The following is a 15,784-nucleotide window of genomic DNA, read 5'->3' as shown; positions in this document are numbered from 1 at the left end:
ACGACTGAGAGCGCTCTCAGACTCGGCGCGCGTTCACCTTCTGTCAATGGCTTGGGATGGCTCGACCGGCCCGGCCCACGGAGCCGGAGGAGTCAGAACGGCGCGGGGGCGGGCGTGAACCGGTCCGAGACGTCCCCCACGAGGTCGATCGCCTCCGGATCCAGGGTCATGACCGGTGCGCCGGGTGCCAGGTCGAAGCGGTCGATCTCGGCCCACAGGAGGTTGGGGCTGGTGGCGAGTTCGAGGAAGTAGCGCTTGCTGGTGAGGTCGCAGACCGTGCGGTACTCGGTGTTGTAGGTGTGGAACCTCCCCTCGCGGTACGGCGCGCCGAAGGGCACCGAGGCGTTGCGGGTGACGGCGAGGATGGCGGCGACCGCCTGCCGGTCGTCCGCCGGCTCGGGCAGCAGTGAGCCGAAGTAGGCGGCACGTTGGAAGCGGTCGACCGCGTTCACGTTCCCGGGCAGGGGTACTTCGCTGTTCGGCCGGTCGTGGCCGAGCCCTTGCACGGCCCGGACCTTCTCCCGCAGCAGGCGGAGCTGTTCCTCGTAGGAGGGTTCGTTCGTCATGATCGTGTAGCTGCGGTCATGGTGCACCTGCCGTTGACCCGCGAGGTACTCGACGATCGCGGAGTCCCCCGACGCGTCCTCCGGCCACGTGCACGGAGGCCCGGAAGCCCCGCAGCTCGACCGGCACCAACTGGCAGGTGTCGAGCAGGTCCAGGGCTTCCCGCACCGTGTGGGCGCCGTCCAACAGGTACTGGATCCACAGGCCGATCTGGAGGCCCGGCCTGCTGGGGTCGCGCGGGCCGAGGTCGGTGCTGTCCAGGTACAGCATGTGGGCCGCGAGTCCCGCTTCGTTGAGGCCGTCGGCCGTGCCCGCGCCGTAGACGGTGGTCACGATGCTGCCCAAGCGGCTCGTCCAGCGCAGGGGGTTGTCGTCGACGACGGTGGTGCCGGCCAGCGTGCCGCCGTCGCGCTCGATCCCCCGGGGGAAGACGGTCAGGACCGGCTCGGTCGATTCCGGCCAGTCCATCGTCCGGCCGGCGAGGACGGCGTGGTGGTTGCTGTTCCACAAGATCCGCGTGCACATGGGTGAATCCCTCATCCCTCTCTGTGTGAGCCGTACGCGGCGGACCCCGTTCGGGACCGGCCGCCACGGCTCCGGCTCCGGCTAACCGACGGGGACCGACCGGGCGCGGGCCCGGTCGCGGAACCACGCGCACACCCCGACCAGCATCGCCACCCCCACTCCGTAGACCGGCAGCCACAAGGTCGTCGTGGCCGCCAGGCACTCGGCAACCGCCTTGCGTGCCTGGTCCTGTTGCACGAATGCCACGGCCGCGCCGTCACCGGAGGCCAGGTTCCCGAGCGCGGCTTCCACCTGGAGGGCCTGGTACCTGCCCACCAGCCCGCAGTCGGCGCGCGTACCCGGCATCGGGAAGAGCCAGGCCCGGCGCTGCAGCAGGGGGGCGGCGGCGATCGCCACGCACAGCCCGACGACCAGCGAGTACGCGATCAGGCCACGTATGTACGGCGAGCGGACGTCAGGGCTCCACTCCGCCCGTCGTTGGAAGGCGAGCAACACCGCGAGCAGCGTCACCCCGATGAACGTGGCGAACCACTGCCACGAGCCCTGGGCCAGCGCGAACGTCAGCACCGCGGCGAGTCCGATGCCGATGACCCCGGGCGCGGGAATGCCCTCGGCCGCGGTGGCGGCCGGCGGTTTCGTGGCGGTCACTCGCGGTCTGGGATCACTCACAGGCCTCTCCTGCGGGGTGGGGAGACCCAGCATGCGTCGCGGGGGCGCCGCGGCCCGGGGCGCCATGCCGTACGCACCGCGCGCCCCGCCCGGATGGCCCGCCCGCCGGGGCCGCTTTCGGCTCGGCTACGCTCGGCGCCACCGGCCGTTCGCGCTGCGGTCGGGGTACGCCGCGACCGAACCGCCGCTCGGGAGACGCTGACGCATGACGACGCCACCACCTTCACCGCTCGCGGCCGGGCGGTCCGACGGGGCAACCGTGCGGATCGGGGCCCTGGTCCCGCTGAGCACGCCCGGATGGGTCGAGGCGGGCCACCACCTGCTCGTCGGACTCCAGCTGGCCGTTCACGAGGTGAACGCCGCCGGCGGGATCGCCGGAAGGCCGCTCGAACTGCTGGTACGCGACACCGCGGCCGATCCGCAGAAGGCCGCGGCGGCCGTGGAGGAGTTGGCCGGCCTCGGCGTGGCCGCTCTGGCGGGTGAGTACCACAGTGTCGTCGCGCGCGCCGCCGCGGCCAGGGCCGATGCCCTCGGCGTGCCGTTCCTCTGTTCGTCTGCGGTTCTCGACGCGCTCACCGAGCAGCCGACGGAGTGGGTCGCGCGCCTCGCGCCGGCGCAGTCCCACGGCTGGCGGATCTACGCGGACTTCCTCCTCGGGGCGGGTCACCGGCGCATCGCCGTGGCGACGCAGTCGAGCGTCTACTGGGCGTCAGGGACCCGCGTCCTGCGGGAGTACCTCGCTCCGCGCGGTGGCTCCGTCGTCGAACTCGACATGACCACCCTCTCCCCCACCGCGGTGTGCGAGGCACTCGTCGACCCTGGTGCGACGGCCCTTCTTCTTCTGGTCGGCCACCCGGAACCGGCGGTCCCGATCGTCCGAGCCGTCCGCCGCGACCGGCGGCTCGCCGAGATCATGATCGGTGCCCCGGCCGGGCAACCGGAGTTCCCCACGTGGGCGCGGCTGCTGGGCGGCGACAGCGCCGCGGTCCCGTTCCTGCGCTATCTGCCCGATCGGCTCGGTCCGCTCGGTGCGCGGGTCGAGGCGGCCCTCCGCGAGCGGCTGGGCGTGGCGCCCTCGTTCGTCGCCTTCGAGGGGTACGACACGGTGGTCGTCCTGGCCGAGGTGCTGCGCTCCCGCGGCGCGGACGAGGGGCGCGCCCCGGATCCCTGGACGCGTGTCGCGGTCGAAGGCACCCGCGGCCTGATCCGCTTCTCCCGCGTGCCCGGCATCGGCGTTCGGCAATGGACCTGGGCTCCGACCCAGGTCGTCGATCGGGACCCGGCGCACCCCGATCGCTTCCGTGTCCTGCACACCGGCTGAGCGGACGGGGTGGGTCAGGAATCAGGTGCGCCGCGCGCCCTCGCGTGCGGTGGCCGGGCCGAGGGCCGCCTGTTCCAGGACGTCCAGGACGGTGTTGCGGAACAGCGTGGCCTTGTAGCCGGTCTGCGGCAGCGGCCGGCAGCGGGCGAGGACCGTCTCCGCGGCCGCGGCGAGGACGTCGGGGGTGGCTTCCCGGCCGATCAGGGCGGCCTCCACCTCCGTGAGGCGCAGCGGTACGCGGGCCACCCCGCCCGCCGCGACGGCGGCGTGGGTGACGGTGGAGCCGTCGAGCACCACTCGGGCGGTGGCCTCGACCAGGGGCCATTCGGCATGGGCCCGGCTGATGGCCCGGTGGCAGGCGGCTCGTTCGCCGGGCAGGGGTGCGGGCAGCTGGACCGCGGTGAGGATGCGGTCCGGCGGCAGCAGGTGGTCGGCGTGGGCGAGCCGGTCGCCGTCCCCGTACAGCTCGGCGACGGAGCGCGGGGAGTCGCCGTGGACATGGGCCTCGGCGTCGTAGGTGAGCAGGGCCATCGCGAGGGTGGACGGGTGGGGGGCCACGCACGGCCCGTCTCCGCTGACCACGCCGAAGTGGTGGTCGCCCTGGCGTGCGGGGCAGGCTGTGCCGCCCTTCTGGAGGCAGCTGAAGTGAGGATTGCGGTAGTACCAACAGCGGTTGCGCTGCAGCAGGTTGCCGCCCACCGTGCCGGCGGACCGGATCTGCGGGGTGGCGGCGGTCCCGGCCGCCAGGGCCAGGGCCGGCCAGCCGGCGTGCACCTGCGGATCGATGGCCAGCTCGGCGAGGGTCGTCAGGGCGCCGATCCGCAGGCCGCCGCCGGGCAGCGAGGTGCAGCCGCGTAGGTGGGCGGCGCCGGCGAGGTCGGTGAACGGTCCGGGAGACACGCCGCTGCGCTGTCGGGCGGTGGTGTCGGTGCCACCGGCGCGCAGTTCCCCGCCGCGGGCGAGGACGGCGGCCGAGAGGTCGGTGAGGGCGGTCTCGGTGCTCACGGGGCCAGTCCTTCCAGGAGCCGGTCGGGGCGGATGGGCATGTCGTACGGGCGCCAGCCGGTGGCGTCGTGGACCGCGTTGGCCAGGCAGGCCGCGGTGGGCAGGGTCGCGATCTCGCCGAGGCCGACTCCGCCACCGGGCACGTGGTCGAAGCCCTCCTGGTGGAAGTGGATGGTGATCTCGGGGGTGTCGCCGATGCCGGGGATGCGGTAGTCCTCCATGTTCTCGGTGAGCACCCGCCCGGTGAGCGGGTCGGTGCGCCGCTCCTCGTACAGGGCGTAGCCGACGCCCTGTACGACGGCTCCTTGGCACTGGCTGCGGGCGAGGCGGTCCTCGTGGATGCGGCCCGCCGCGATCCCGCTCCACACGCTCAGCGGGCGGACGCGGCCGAGTCGGGTGTCCACCTCGACCTCGGCGACCTGGACCGATCCGGTGAATCCGCGGCCGATGGCGATCCCGCCCATGGTGAAGGGGGTCACGAAGCCCCGGCGGTCGCGGGGGCGCCGGCCGGTGACCCGTACGCCGTGCGCGGTGTCCAGCCGGGCGGCGATGTCACCGCCGCCGAGGGCGTCGCGCAGCCGGTCCGCGGCGTCCGCGGCGGCGGGCACGAGGGAGGGTGTGGTGCGGCTGCCGCCGGAGGTGGGCCCGTGGACGGTGTCGCTGCGGCCGACCTCGGCGCGCACCCGCGCCTCCGGCAGGCCGAGTCCCGCGGCGACGGCGCGGCGCAGCACGGTGCGCGAGCCGGTGCCCATGTCCTGTACGGCGCAGCGGGCGACGACGATCCCGTCCTCGACGGTGAGCTCGACCTCGGTGACGGGGTCGAGGAAGTACATCCAGTTGGCCGCCGCGACGCCGACGCCGCGGCGGAACCGGCCGGTGCCGCCGCGGGGGCCGGACCATACCGGGAGTGCGGCCGCCCGGTCGTAGAGGGCGTGCCGCTTGGGGTTGCCGTCCCAGCGGCGGCGCAGGGCGATGGGGTCCTGGCCGAGCCGGTGGGCCATCTCGTCGACGGCCTGTTCCAGGGCCCAGCACATGGTGGGGCCACCGGGGCCGCGGAACGGGGCGCCCGGGGGCCGGTGGGTGACCGTGTCGAAGTCGCGGAGCCGGCGCGGGGCCTTGCCGTACATGAATCGGGCCAGCGCGGCGACGGTGCCGCCGATCGAGACGCCGCCGTCGTTGTCCGCGTCCATGGCCAGTGCGCTCAGATCGCCGGCTTCGTCCGCGACCATCGCGAGTCGGATGCGGGTGCCGGGGCGGTATCCGCCGTCGGTGAGTTCCTCGTCCCTGTCGAGCACCACGCGTACGGGGGCGTCGTGCAGCCGGGCCAGTTCGACGGCGGCGACGACGTCGGAGGTCAGTCCCATCTTGCAGCCGAAGCCGCCGCCCACGTGGACGGCCCGCGCCACCACCCGTTCGACGGGTACGCCGAAGCGTTCGGCTGCCAGCTCCGCCGTGCGTTTCACCGACTGGGTGGACACCTCCAGGTGGAGGGTGCCGTCGTTCCACCGGGCGAGGCAGGCGTGCGGTTCGAGTGGGGTGTGTGTCTGCGCGGCGGTGGTGTAGACACCCTCCACGACCCGTTCGGGGGTGCGGCGGCGGGCCTCGGTGATCCGGCGTACGGCCGTGGCGGGACGCTTGCTCATGGCGGACGGGCCGCGGAGGTTGCCGCGCCAGCGGGCGGGCACCAGTTGGGGGGTCTCGCCGGAACCCGGCGCCCGCTTGCGTGCCGCCTTGTCCTCGTAGACCGAGGGACCCTCGCCGGTTCGGGCCTGGCGTGCGTCCAGGGCCGCCGGCAGGACCTCGTAGTCCACCCTGACCCGCGCGGCCGCCGCCCGTGCGGAGGCCCGGTCCGGCGCCGCGACGGCGGCGACCGGCTGGCCGACGTAGCGCACCACGCCGTCTGGGGGCAGCAGGGGGACCAGGGGTACGTCCCCGGCTTCGAGGGAGCGTACGTGCGCATGGGCGTGCGGCGAGCGGATGATCACCCCTTCCAGCAGTCCCTCGGGGCGCAGGTCCGTGGTGTACCGGGCCGATCCGTCGGCCTTCTCGGGGGCTTCGGTGCGCGGGACCGCCGGTGCCCGGCCGCCGGTCGGGGCGGTGTCGTAGTCGCCCGCGCAGGCGGCGGCCACGGCGTCGAAGATTCCCTCGTAGGCGCCGCACCGGCAGAGGTGGCCCGCGAGGGCGTCGGCGATCTGCTCCCGTCCGGGGCGGGTGGGGCCGTGGGTGGCCCGCCACCGCTCGAAGAACGCCGCCGCCCCGACCACGAACCCGGGGGTGCAGTAGCCGCACTGGAGGGCGTCCTCGCCGGCGAAGGCGCGGCCGATCGGGTGATCGGCCAGGCCCTCCACGGTCGTCACCCGGCGGCCGGCGAGACCGACCGCCGGTGTCAGGCAGGAGACCCGGGGTTCACCGTCGACCTGGATCGTGCAGGCGCCGCACACCCCGCCGGCGCAGACGAGTTTGGTGCCGGTCAGACCCAGTCGGTCCCGGACCACCTCCACGGTGGTCGGGTCGTCGTCCACGTCCACCGCGTGCCGGGTGCCATTGACCTCGAACTCCACGAGACGTTCTCCTCACCGCGGGGGGGGGTGGCGCCTGTCCGGCCTCGCTCAGGCCGTCACGCTCCTTGATATCCCGCTCACGGCTCGGCCGCAGTTCGGCGCCCCGCGGGCCGGTCGTCCCGACTCCCCTGGTGCGGATCTCGAAGAGCGCGCCCTGCCGCGCTCCGACGGTACGCAGAACGGTGGGTGCTCAGCGGGAGTCGTCGGGCGTGGCGGTCGCGGCGCGGCGGAACTCGGCGTTGATGCGCTGAGCCTCTTCGAGCTGGTCCTCAAGGATGACGATGCGGCAGGCGGCTTCGACCGGGGTGCCCTGGTCCACGAGTTCCCGGGCGCGGGCCGCGATCCGGAGCTGGTAGCGCGAGTACCGGCGGTGTCCGCCCGGGGAGCGCAACGGTGTGATCAGACGGGCCTCGCCGATGGCGCGCAGGAAGCCGGGGGTCGCGCCGAGGAGTTCGGCGGCCCGGCCCATCGTGTAGGCGGGGTAGTCATCGTCGTCCAGCCGGCCGCCGAGCGAGTCATCCGCTGTCATCTGCACCTCTTCTTGAGAACGCGTCGAAGGGCCTTGGTGCCGTACGGCACCAAGGCCCTGAAGGGAATTCAACACCATCTGTCGGCCTCAGCGCTGCGCCGACCTTCTGTTTCCGCGGTCGCGCCCTGGAGAGGGCGGGAGTGCGGGGAGCGTGGATGCCTGACCGGGGACCACCTGCCGTTCGGGGTCGTACGGTGCCCGAGCCGTGTGCTGCCTGCCCGGGCGATCCTGATGGTGTTCGCCTCTCCCTTCCTTCGATCTTGGCTATGGGAGAAACCCTAGGCACATCGCGACCGGATGTCTACCGTGTCGGCAACAGATTTTCTTCTGTTGGACCGTAAGAGATCTTGTGTCGATCGGCACAGCACTGAGGGCCCGACCGAATGTGCCGGTCGGGCCCTCAGTGGTACTGCTGGTGCTACCGGTGCTGCCGGTGGTGCTGTGCGGTCAGACGGAAGCCGACACGGGTGCGGGCTCGCCGAGCATCGCCGATGCCCGCTGGAACGCGGTGAGGCCGGGGGTGGTCGTCGGCGCGGGGGCGGCCTGCGGCAGGCTGCGGCAGGTGAAACCGAGCAGGTTCATGGCTCGTACGACCTCCGCGGCGCTGAAGTCCCGGCGGTCCTGGCGGGTGATGACCTGGCCGACCTGCTTGACCGGGTAGTGCCGGCGTCCGATGATCACGGACTCACCGTCGACGGGCTCGGGCTTGACGCCCTTCATCGACTCCAGCACCCCGCTCTTGGTCAGGTCGAAGGGGAATCGGGCGATGACGACGCGCATGATGCCTCACAAGGGGAGAAGAAGGGTTCACGCTACGGCGTCGGCGGCGGACTGCCGTGCCGGCCTGCGGCGGGCGGCCGCGGCGGCGGGGCGGCGCCGGTTGCGCGGGGTGGGGCCGCCACGCTCGCGCCGTTCGACCGCCGGGGCGGTGATGGTGACGGGGATGCCGGAGGGGGCCTGGGCGCCGGTGATCCTGGTCAGGGCCTCTTCGCCGGAGCGGACCTGGGTGGTCTGCGGGACGATCCCGGCGGCGGCCATCAGGCGGGTCATGTCGCGGCGCTGGTTCGGGGTGACCAGCGTGACGACACTGCCGGACTCCCCGGCACGGGCGGTACGCCCACCACGGTGCAGGTAATCCTTGTGGTCGGTCGGCGGATCCACGTTGACGACCAGGTCGAGGTTGTCGACGTGGATGCCACGGGCGGCGACGTTCGTGGCGACGAGCACGCTGACGTGCCCGGTCTTGAACTGCGCCAGGGTACGCGTGCGCTGCGGCTGCGACTTCCCCCCGTGCAGGGCGGCGGCCCGGACACCGCTGTTCAGCAGGTCCTGGGTCAGCCGGTCGACGGCGTGCTTGGTGTCCAGGAACATGATCACCCGGCCCTCCCGGGCCGCGATCTCCGTCGTCGTGCGGTGCTTGTCACCGCCGTGCACGTGCAGCACGTGGTGCTCCATCGTCGTGACGGCGCCCGCGGACGGGTCCACCGAGTGGACGACCGGGTCGCTCAGGTAGCGGCGCACCAGCAGGTCGACGTTGCGGTCGAGGGTGGCGGAGAACAGCATCCGCTGCCCCTCGGGGCGCACCTGGTCCAGCAATGCGGTGACCTGCGGCATGAAGCCCATGTCGGCCATCTGGTCGGCCTCGTCCAGAACGGTGATCGCGACCTGGTCGAGTCGGCAGTCACCGCGGTCGATGAGGTCCTTCAGCCGGCCCGGCGTGGCGACCACGACCTCGGCGCCACCACGCAGCGCACCCGCCTGCCGGCCGATCGGCATCCCGCCGACGACCGTGGCAAGCCGCAGCCTGACCGCACGGGCGTACGGGGTGAGGGCGTCGGTGACCTGCTGGGCCAGCTCGCGGGTCGGTACGAGGACCAGCGCGAGCGGCTGACGGGGCTCGGCACGTCGGCCGACCGTACGGGCCAGCAGCGCCAGCCCGAAGGCCAGGGTCTTACCGGAGCCGGTCCGCCCGCGACCGAGCACATCGCGGCCGGCCAGGGAGTTCGGCAGGGTCGCGCCCTGGATCGGGAACGGCACCGTCACACCCTGCACGGTGAGTGCGGCCAGCAGCTCCGCGGGCATGGCCAGATCGGCAAAAGCCTCGACGGCGGGCAGCGCGGGAGTGATCGTCTCGGGCAGAGCGAACTCGCCCTGCACCGCGGCGGGCCGGCGTCCGTACCCACCGGAGCGGCTCGGGCCACCGGAACGGCTCGGGCCACCGGATCGGCTGGGGGCCGAACCGCCGAAGCGGCCGCCGCTCTTGCCGGATCCGGCCGTGCTGTTGCGCGTGCGGGCGAATCGGTCGTTCGTGCGCGTGCGGTTCATGCGGAACCTTCCTCGATACGGCGCATATCAAGGAATTCCCGCAGGCGTGCACTACGCGGAGAATTGCAAGAAACGGGCCGAATGAAAATTCGAAACGAACCTGCCCGGCCGGAGATCCTGGCGGGTGCAGGTACTGAAAAAATAGGTGACGCCGTCCGTCAGGGTGCGCATCCCGGCGTATCGGCCGTGGCGCGATACGCGCACGAAGGACGGCGGATACCTCGGCGTCGTGCCCGCGGCCCGCGCGCGGCGGAGCGGCCGGTCGATCACGGGACAGGACGGGGCGGTGACGGGTCGGGGCAAAAATGCGCGTAGCTGGGGCCCGCACCCCGAAGGATGCGGGCCCCAGCTACGACGTGCGTGTCAGCGTCAGGCGGGAACGATGTTCTCGGCCGTCGGGCCCTTCTGGCCCTGCGCGATGTCGAAGCTGACCTTCTGGCCCTCGAGCAGCTCACGGAAGCCCTGGGCGGCGATGTTCGAGTAGTGGGCGAAGACGTCGGCGCCGCCACCGTCCTGCTCGATGAAGCCGAAGCCCTTTTCCGCGTTGAACCACTTCACGGTTCCAGTAGCCATGTCATATCTCCTTTGGGGCAGTACATCGGGATCCACACCGTGTGGATCCCGTGTCGCCGCGATGATTACCCCGACCGATGATGACTGACCGGTAAAAATAAAAGCATCCCAGGGGCGTGGACACCTGCTGGGAGGACTTGAAGTTTTGGGAACCACAACTGCAACTGAGATCGACAGTAGCACGAATCGACACCAGTTGTATGGTGAAAGATTTCACTTCGCCCGCTGCGGGAAAAAGCCTCATGGCGCGGTTCTTCCAATTCTCATCGCGCGGGCACAGATATGGCTCCGACCCACGGAGGTCATGCGGGTCACACGGGTCACGTCCGGTTGGCCGGCCCCGCGCGCACCGACGGACGTCAGGGGTAGGACGGCGGGCGGTCGCTTCAACCTCGGCCCGCATGAGGGCAGTTGGGATCCGTCCCGTGTCAGGGCCCGCTCGCGCGGCTCGCCGTGCGGTCGTGACGGTCGGTCTTTCGGGTCGGGTGGGTTACGTTCTGTCACCTGATCTCCGCGTCACGTGACCGTCCGACCAGCTCCCCCGGAGACCGCCGTGTCCCAGCTCCCCCGCCCCGCCCACGCCCGGCGACGCCGGGTGGCCGCCGTGACGCTGGCCTTGCTGGGCCTCCTGATCGCCCCGGCCGCCCTGCCCTCGGCCGCGGCCCCCCGGCCCCCGGCCGGTCCGCGTTCCGCGCCCACCACGACGACGGTTCCGCCGGGCGGGACCGCGTCGCTGGCCGGCTACGCGATCCGGTCGGCGGCCGAGGTGCCCGACACCGCCGCCGCCGTGTCCACGCCCGGGTACGCGACGGCCGGCTGGCACCGGGCCGGGCCCCGCTCCACCGTGCTCGCCACCCTGGTCGCCGACGGCACGCACCCGGACCCCTTCTACTCCACCGACCAGCAGCGCATCCCGCGCAGTGACTTCACCGATCCGTGGTGGTACCGCAGCGACTTCACGCTCCCCGACACCTCGGAACGCACCGCGCTGGACTTCAGCGGGGTGGTCTCCGCGGCCGACGTGTACGTCAACGGCCGGCGGGTGGCCTCGGCCGCCGAGGTGGCCGGTATGTACACGCGCCACGAACTGGACATCACCGGCCTGGTGCGGGCCAGCACCAATACGGTCGCCTTCCGGATCCAGCCCAACGATCCGCGCAAACACCTCACGCTGGGCTGGCTGGACTGGCTGCAGCCGCCGCCCGACGCCAACATGGGCATCGTCCGTGACGTCCTGGTGCACCGGCGGGGAGCGGTCTCGCTGCACGACGCACACGTGGTGACCAGCCTGCACGTGCCGTCCCCGGTGGGGGCCGTGGGGGCGGCCGTCCGGCCGACCACGCGACCGGCACCCGCCCCGTCCCCGGCCCCCGGCTCGGCCGAGCTGACGGTGAAGGCGCGGGTGCGCAACGACTCGCCGGAGACCACCACCGCGACCGTCACCGCCGCCATCGGCGGTACCGGGATCGTGCTGCGTGAGGACGTCACCCTGCGCGCGCGGGAGACCCGTACGCTCGTCTTCGCCCCGGACCGCCATCCGCGACTGCGCCTGGAGCGGCCCGCTCTGTGGTGGCCCGCCGGGATGGGACCCCAGAACCTGTACGAGCTCCGCCTGACGGCCACGGTGACCGGCCACCGCTCGGACTCCGTCCGTCACTCCTTCGGCATCCGTGACGTGCGGGCACCCCTCGACTCCGCCGGCGCCCGCCGGTACACGATCAACGGCCGCCCCCTCCTGATCCGGGGTGCCGGCTGGTCGGCCGACCAGCTGCTGCGCTGGGACACCACGGCCGCGGAGGACCGGATCAAGGCCGCGCTCGACGCCGGTCTGAACACGTTCCGCCTCGAAGGCCATATCGAGCCGGACGAGTTCTTCGACCTCGCCGACCGGCACGGCATGCTGACGCTGCCCGGCTGGGAGTGCTGCGACAAATGGGAAGGGCAGGTCAACCCCACCGGTACGGGCGAGAAGTGGAACACCGCCGACCGTCTCACCGCGCGGGCCTCCATGGCCGCCGAGGCCGCCCGGCTGCGCGACCACCCCAGCATCCTGTCGTTCCTCATCGGCAGCGACTTCGCACCCGACGCGCAGACCGAGCGCGACTACCTCGACGCCCTGCGCGCCGCCGACTGGCCCACCCCGGTGATCCCGGCCGCCTCCGCCGTCACGACAGCTCTGAGCGGCCCGTCGGGCATGAGGATGACCGGGCCCTACGACTGGGTCCCGCCCTCGTACTGGTACGACAAACGCGAGGGCGGCGCGACGGGCTTCAACTCCGAGACGAGCGCCGGGCCTTCGATCCCGACGCTCGACACCCTGCGCCGCACGCTCGCACCGGCCGAGCTCGAAACACTGTGGAAGTCACCGGCCGCCCCGCAGTACCACCGCTCCCCCTCCCGGACCTTCAACACGCTGAAGCTGTTCAACGAGGCCCTCACGCACCGCTACGGCGCGCCGCGCAGCCTGTCGGACTACGTGGCCAAGGCCCAGCTCGGCCAGTACGAGAACGTCCGCGCCCAGTTCGAGGCCTACGCCCGCAACGCCACGGACGCGACCGCCCCGTCGACCGGGCTGATCTATTGGATGTTCAACAGCGGCTGGACCTCACTGCACTGGCAGCTCGTCGACCGCTTCCTCGACCAGGGCGGCGCCTACTACGGCGCGAAGAAGGCCAACGAGCCCCTGCACATCCAGTACTCCTACGACGACCGGACCGTGGCCGTCGTCAACCGGTGGGCCGCGGCCGCGTCCGGACTGACCGCTCGGGTCAGCCTGTTCGACACCGCCGGGACCTCCCTCTACGACCGCACCGTGCGCGGGCTACGGGTCGGCGGCGACGGCGCGACGACCACCGCGGACACCCTGCCCGCCGTCGTCACCGCCTCGGGCCGGCCGGATTCCACGTACCTCGTCCGGCTCACGCTCACCGACAGCGCCGGCCGCGAGGTCAGCCGCAACGTCTACTGGCTCTCCACCCGACCCGATGTCCTGGACCACGAGGCCGGCGACTGGTACCACACCCCCACGACCAGCTACGGCGACCTGACCGGGCTGAACTCCCTCGCGGCCGCCACGGTGACCGCGACCGCTCGCACGACGCACCACGCCGGCTCCGTCTCCACGACCACGGTCACGCTTCGCAACACCGGCCGCGGGAACACGCCCGCGCTGCTGACCGATCTGCATCTCGTCGACGGCCGGGGCGCACCCGTGCTGCCGGTGCGCTGGAGCGACAACCAGATCAGCCTCTGGCCCGGTGAGAGTGCCGTCCTGACGGCCGAGCACCGGACGACGGGCCCGGCCGGTGGGGCGCTTCGGGTCCGGATCTCGGGCTGGAACACCCCCACCACCCACATCACCCCGAGCTCTCGCTGACACCGGTTCCCCGCGCCGGCGTGACCGCCCCGCCCGATACTCGCTTGCGCATCATGTGTCCCTCGCGTCAACGTCGACCAACTCCTTACGAAGGCTGAGACGATGACCACCGCAGATCCCCACCCCGTCGACCACGAACTCGTCCGGGCCGCGACCGAGGTCGCGCGCACCCGGTGCCGCGGCGACAACCACACCATGGCTGCCGCGGCCCGGGCCCGGGACGGCCGGATCATCACCGCGGTGAACGCCTACCACTTCACCGGCGGTCCCTGCGCCGAGCTGGTCCTCATCGGCGCCGCGGCCGCCCAGGGCGCGTACGAACTGGACACGATCGTGGCCGTCGGCGACAGGGACCGGGGAATCGTTCCCCCGTGCGGCCGGTGCCGCCAGGTGTTGCTCGACTACTTCCCCGCCATCGAGGTCATCGTCGGCACGGGCGACCGCCCCCGGGCGTTCTCCGTCGCCGACCTGCTCCCGGAGCGTTACGTCTGGGCCGACCACCAGGTCGACACTCCATGAAGCGCCCTACGCGACCCAGCCGTACACGGCTCGGCCCTGACGTCGGGCGCGGCATCCGGTTCTCTCAGTCGACGATCTCCACCTCGGCCGTCGGAAAGACTCCCTCGGCCGGCTCGGATGATGGGGCATGCATCCGCCCATGATCTCAAACGGCATCTCGACCAGCAGCCATGCTCCCTCCACAGCACCCGGCCCACCCAGGACCATCGGCTCACGAACTGCCTTGCGATACAACGCACTTCAGGCGCGAAGAACGGCCTGGCATGATCTGGATCATGAGTGATGCACCCTATGACGCCGTCCTCTGCGACTTCGACGGGGTTCTGCGCCTGTGGGATCCCGACGGGATGTCCGCGCTCGATCGGAGGGCCGGCCTGACCGAGGGGACGCTCGCGTCAGCCGCGTTTCGTCCTTCCCTGCTGGACGCCGCCGTCACCGGACGGATCAGTGACGAGCAGTGGCGCCGGCGTGTCGCGGAAGACCTGGCCGACGCCTGCGGGTCGCCGGACCGAGCGCTGGATCTCGTGAGCGGCTGGTCGGCGCTGAGCGGCCGTGTCGACACCGCGGTCCTGGAGGTCCTGACCGAGATCCGCAGCCGGGTACCGGTGGTTCTGGTGTCCAACGCGACCACGCGGCTGGAGGCCGATCTCACCGCACTGGGACTGGCCGACGCGTTCGACGCGGTCCTCAACACCGCGCGCATAGGCGTGGCCAAACCCGATCATCGGGTGTTCGAGGCCGCGGCGCAGGCGGTGGGAGTGGCACCGCGGCGTTGCCTGTTCGTCGACGACACCTCGGGCCACGTCGCCGCGGCCCGGGCGGCCGGGCTGACCGGCCTCCACTACACGCATGTCGATCAGCTGAGGAGTGCCACCGCGCCCCCGAAGCCGGAGCCCAGGTTGCCGAAGACCCGCTGAACTGCCCGTACCGCCCGCGGTGGGGACGGCTGAACCCCCCGAGCCCGGGGAAGGGGGTACCCGGGCTCGGGGGTGTGGGGGGCTGCCGGCGTCCGCCTACTTGAAGGTGACGTCCGAGCAGGAGTAGAAGGCTTCCTCGCTCTGGAAGGAGCCGTCGGGCCGCTTCAGGCCGTGCCAGATCGTGTAGATCAGGTGCTTGCCCTTCTTCTCGGGGAGCACCGTCTTGAAGGTGAACGCCTTCGCGCCGAGGAAGCCCGAGGGTGCCGCCGTGGCCGCGGTGTTGTCGGCGCTGAGGAAGGGGGTGTCCTCCAGGTCGGACCACTTCAGCGGCTTCTTCGGGTCGTAGCCGTCCTTGGTGACGTACATCTCCATGCGGTACGGGTTGTGCAGCGCGCTGATGTCGTAGCGGATGTCGTACTCGGCGCCGCCGGGCAGTGTCGTCGAGGGGAAGTCGTCCCGGGCCAGATCCAGGCCGGAGAACTGTGCGTTGCCGGCGCTGCACAGCTTGCCGTCGGCGATGCGGGCGCGGTGCTGCGGGGAGGAGGTCGGGGTGCTGTGGTCGATGGCGCGGCCCTGGACGATCGACTTCCAGTCGCCGGGGATGCCGGGGCTCTGGGCGAGGGCCAGCCGGCAGGCCTCGCTCGCCTTCGGGTTCTTGGTGCAGGCCACGCTGCGGCTCACCGGGTCGGCGGTGGAGCCGTGAGCGGAGGCGGGCGCGGAGCCGAGGGTGGTCACGGCGAGCGGGAGGGCCACGAGCGCGGTGAGGCGCAGGACGGCGGTGCGGCGGGCCGGGGGCCGTACCGGGTCGGGGGACGTGGGGGTGGTGGGGCGGGTCGTACGCATGAGGGGGACGCTCCTGGTCATGGGGTCGTTCGTGTGCGTGAGGCGGCAGGCGGACGG

14 protein-coding genes are annotated in these 15,784 nt (G+C 72.2%); 4 read left to right on the top strand and 10 right to left on the bottom strand.

Going from position 1 to position 15,784, the window contains the following annotated elements:
- Window positions 1–92: 92 nt before the first annotated feature.
- From ACWG52_RS38155 to ACWG52_RS38145, 3 genes are all read right to left on the bottom strand, one after another.
- Window positions 93–593 (bottom strand): linear amide C-N hydrolase, encoded by a 501-nt coding sequence (locus ACWG52_RS38155; RefSeq protein WP_453127312.1) that lies wholly within the window; start codon window positions 591–593, stop codon window positions 93–95.
- A complete protein-coding gene (locus tag ACWG52_RS38150; RefSeq protein ID WP_453127310.1) occupies window positions 583–1,089 on the bottom strand; it encodes a linear amide C-N hydrolase in 507 nt (168 codons plus the stop codon). The genes ACWG52_RS38155 and ACWG52_RS38150 overlap by 11 nt, the downstream gene beginning before the upstream one ends.
- Before the next feature lie 81 nt (window positions 1,090–1,170).
- The gene (locus tag ACWG52_RS38145) at window positions 1,171–1,758 is read right to left on the bottom strand and encodes a hypothetical protein (protein ID WP_389817503.1); all 588 of its coding nucleotides are present in this window, start codon (window positions 1,756–1,758) and stop codon (window positions 1,171–1,173) included.
- Between the two features lie 205 nt (window positions 1,759–1,963).
- On the opposite strand from ACWG52_RS38145, the gene ACWG52_RS38140 reads away from it, so the two are divergent.
- Complete coding sequence (locus ACWG52_RS38140; protein WP_390168642.1) at window positions 1,964–3,079, top strand: ABC transporter substrate-binding protein; 1,116 nt, start codon at window positions 1,964–1,966, stop codon at window positions 3,077–3,079.
- Window positions 3,080–3,100: 21 nt separating this feature from the next.
- Here ACWG52_RS38140 and ACWG52_RS38135 read toward each other — a convergent pair whose 3' ends face one another.
- From ACWG52_RS38135 to ACWG52_RS38110, 6 genes are all read right to left on the bottom strand, one after another.
- Window positions 3,101–4,084, bottom strand: a complete 984-nt coding sequence (locus ACWG52_RS38135) for an FAD binding domain-containing protein (RefSeq protein ID WP_389817511.1) — start codon at window positions 4,082–4,084, stop codon at window positions 3,101–3,103.
- Window positions 4,081–6,645 carry a molybdopterin-dependent oxidoreductase gene (locus tag ACWG52_RS38130; protein WP_389817514.1) on the bottom strand — a complete coding sequence of 855 codons (2,565 nt, stop codon included), beginning with the start codon at window positions 6,643–6,645 and terminating at the stop codon, window positions 4,081–4,083. The genes ACWG52_RS38135 and ACWG52_RS38130 overlap by 4 nt, the downstream gene beginning before the upstream one ends.
- 190 nt (window positions 6,646–6,835) lie before the next feature.
- A complete protein-coding gene (locus ACWG52_RS38125; RefSeq protein WP_030731378.1) occupies window positions 6,836–7,174 on the bottom strand; it encodes a MerR family transcriptional regulator in 339 nt (112 codons plus the stop codon).
- 447 nt (window positions 7,175–7,621) lie between these two features.
- Window positions 7,622–7,954, bottom strand: a complete 333-nt coding sequence (locus ACWG52_RS38120) for an SCO5918 family protein (RefSeq protein ID WP_389817518.1) — start codon at window positions 7,952–7,954, stop codon at window positions 7,622–7,624.
- A gap of 27 nt (window positions 7,955–7,981) precedes the next feature.
- The gene (locus tag ACWG52_RS38115; protein WP_453127306.1) at window positions 7,982–9,499 is read right to left on the bottom strand and encodes a DEAD/DEAH box helicase; all 1,518 of its coding nucleotides are present in this window, start codon (window positions 9,497–9,499) and stop codon (window positions 7,982–7,984) included.
- A 369-nt stretch (window positions 9,500–9,868) separates the two neighbouring features.
- Entirely contained in the window at window positions 9,869–10,072 is a 204-nt protein-coding gene (locus ACWG52_RS38110) for a cold-shock protein (RefSeq protein WP_004986771.1), read from the bottom strand.
- A gap of 553 nt (window positions 10,073–10,625) precedes the next feature.
- Here ACWG52_RS38110 and ACWG52_RS38105 point away from each other — a divergent pair.
- The 3 genes from ACWG52_RS38105 to ACWG52_RS38095 all read left to right on the top strand — a co-directional run bounded on the left by ACWG52_RS38105 (window position 10,626) and on the right by ACWG52_RS38095 (window position 14,884).
- The gene (locus tag ACWG52_RS38105) at window positions 10,626–13,448 is read left to right on the top strand and encodes a glycosyl hydrolase 2 galactose-binding domain-containing protein (protein WP_453127304.1); all 2,823 of its coding nucleotides are present in this window, start codon (window positions 10,626–10,628) and stop codon (window positions 13,446–13,448) included.
- A 102-nt stretch (window positions 13,449–13,550) separates the two neighbouring features.
- Window positions 13,551–13,967, top strand: coding sequence for a cytidine deaminase family protein (locus ACWG52_RS38100; protein WP_389806161.1), 417 nt, complete (start codon window positions 13,551–13,553; stop codon window positions 13,965–13,967).
- A 263-nt stretch (window positions 13,968–14,230) separates the two neighbouring features.
- On the top strand, window positions 14,231–14,884 hold the full coding sequence (locus tag ACWG52_RS38095) for an HAD family hydrolase (protein WP_389806162.1): 654 nt from the start codon (window positions 14,231–14,233) through the stop codon (window positions 14,882–14,884).
- A 96-nt stretch (window positions 14,885–14,980) separates the two neighbouring features.
- On the opposite strand, the gene ACWG52_RS38090 is transcribed toward ACWG52_RS38095, so the two are convergent.
- The gene (locus ACWG52_RS38090; protein ID WP_051763656.1) at window positions 14,981–15,727 is read right to left on the bottom strand and encodes a lytic polysaccharide monooxygenase auxiliary activity family 9 protein; all 747 of its coding nucleotides are present in this window, start codon (window positions 15,725–15,727) and stop codon (window positions 14,981–14,983) included.
- Window positions 15,728–15,784: the final 57 nt, after the last annotated feature.

The sequence above is a fragment of the Streptomyces sp. CLCI03 genome, assembly GCF_053615355.1.
Note: the sequence above shows the minus strand (reverse complement) of the source record. Positions and strands in the feature narration are given on the sequence as shown.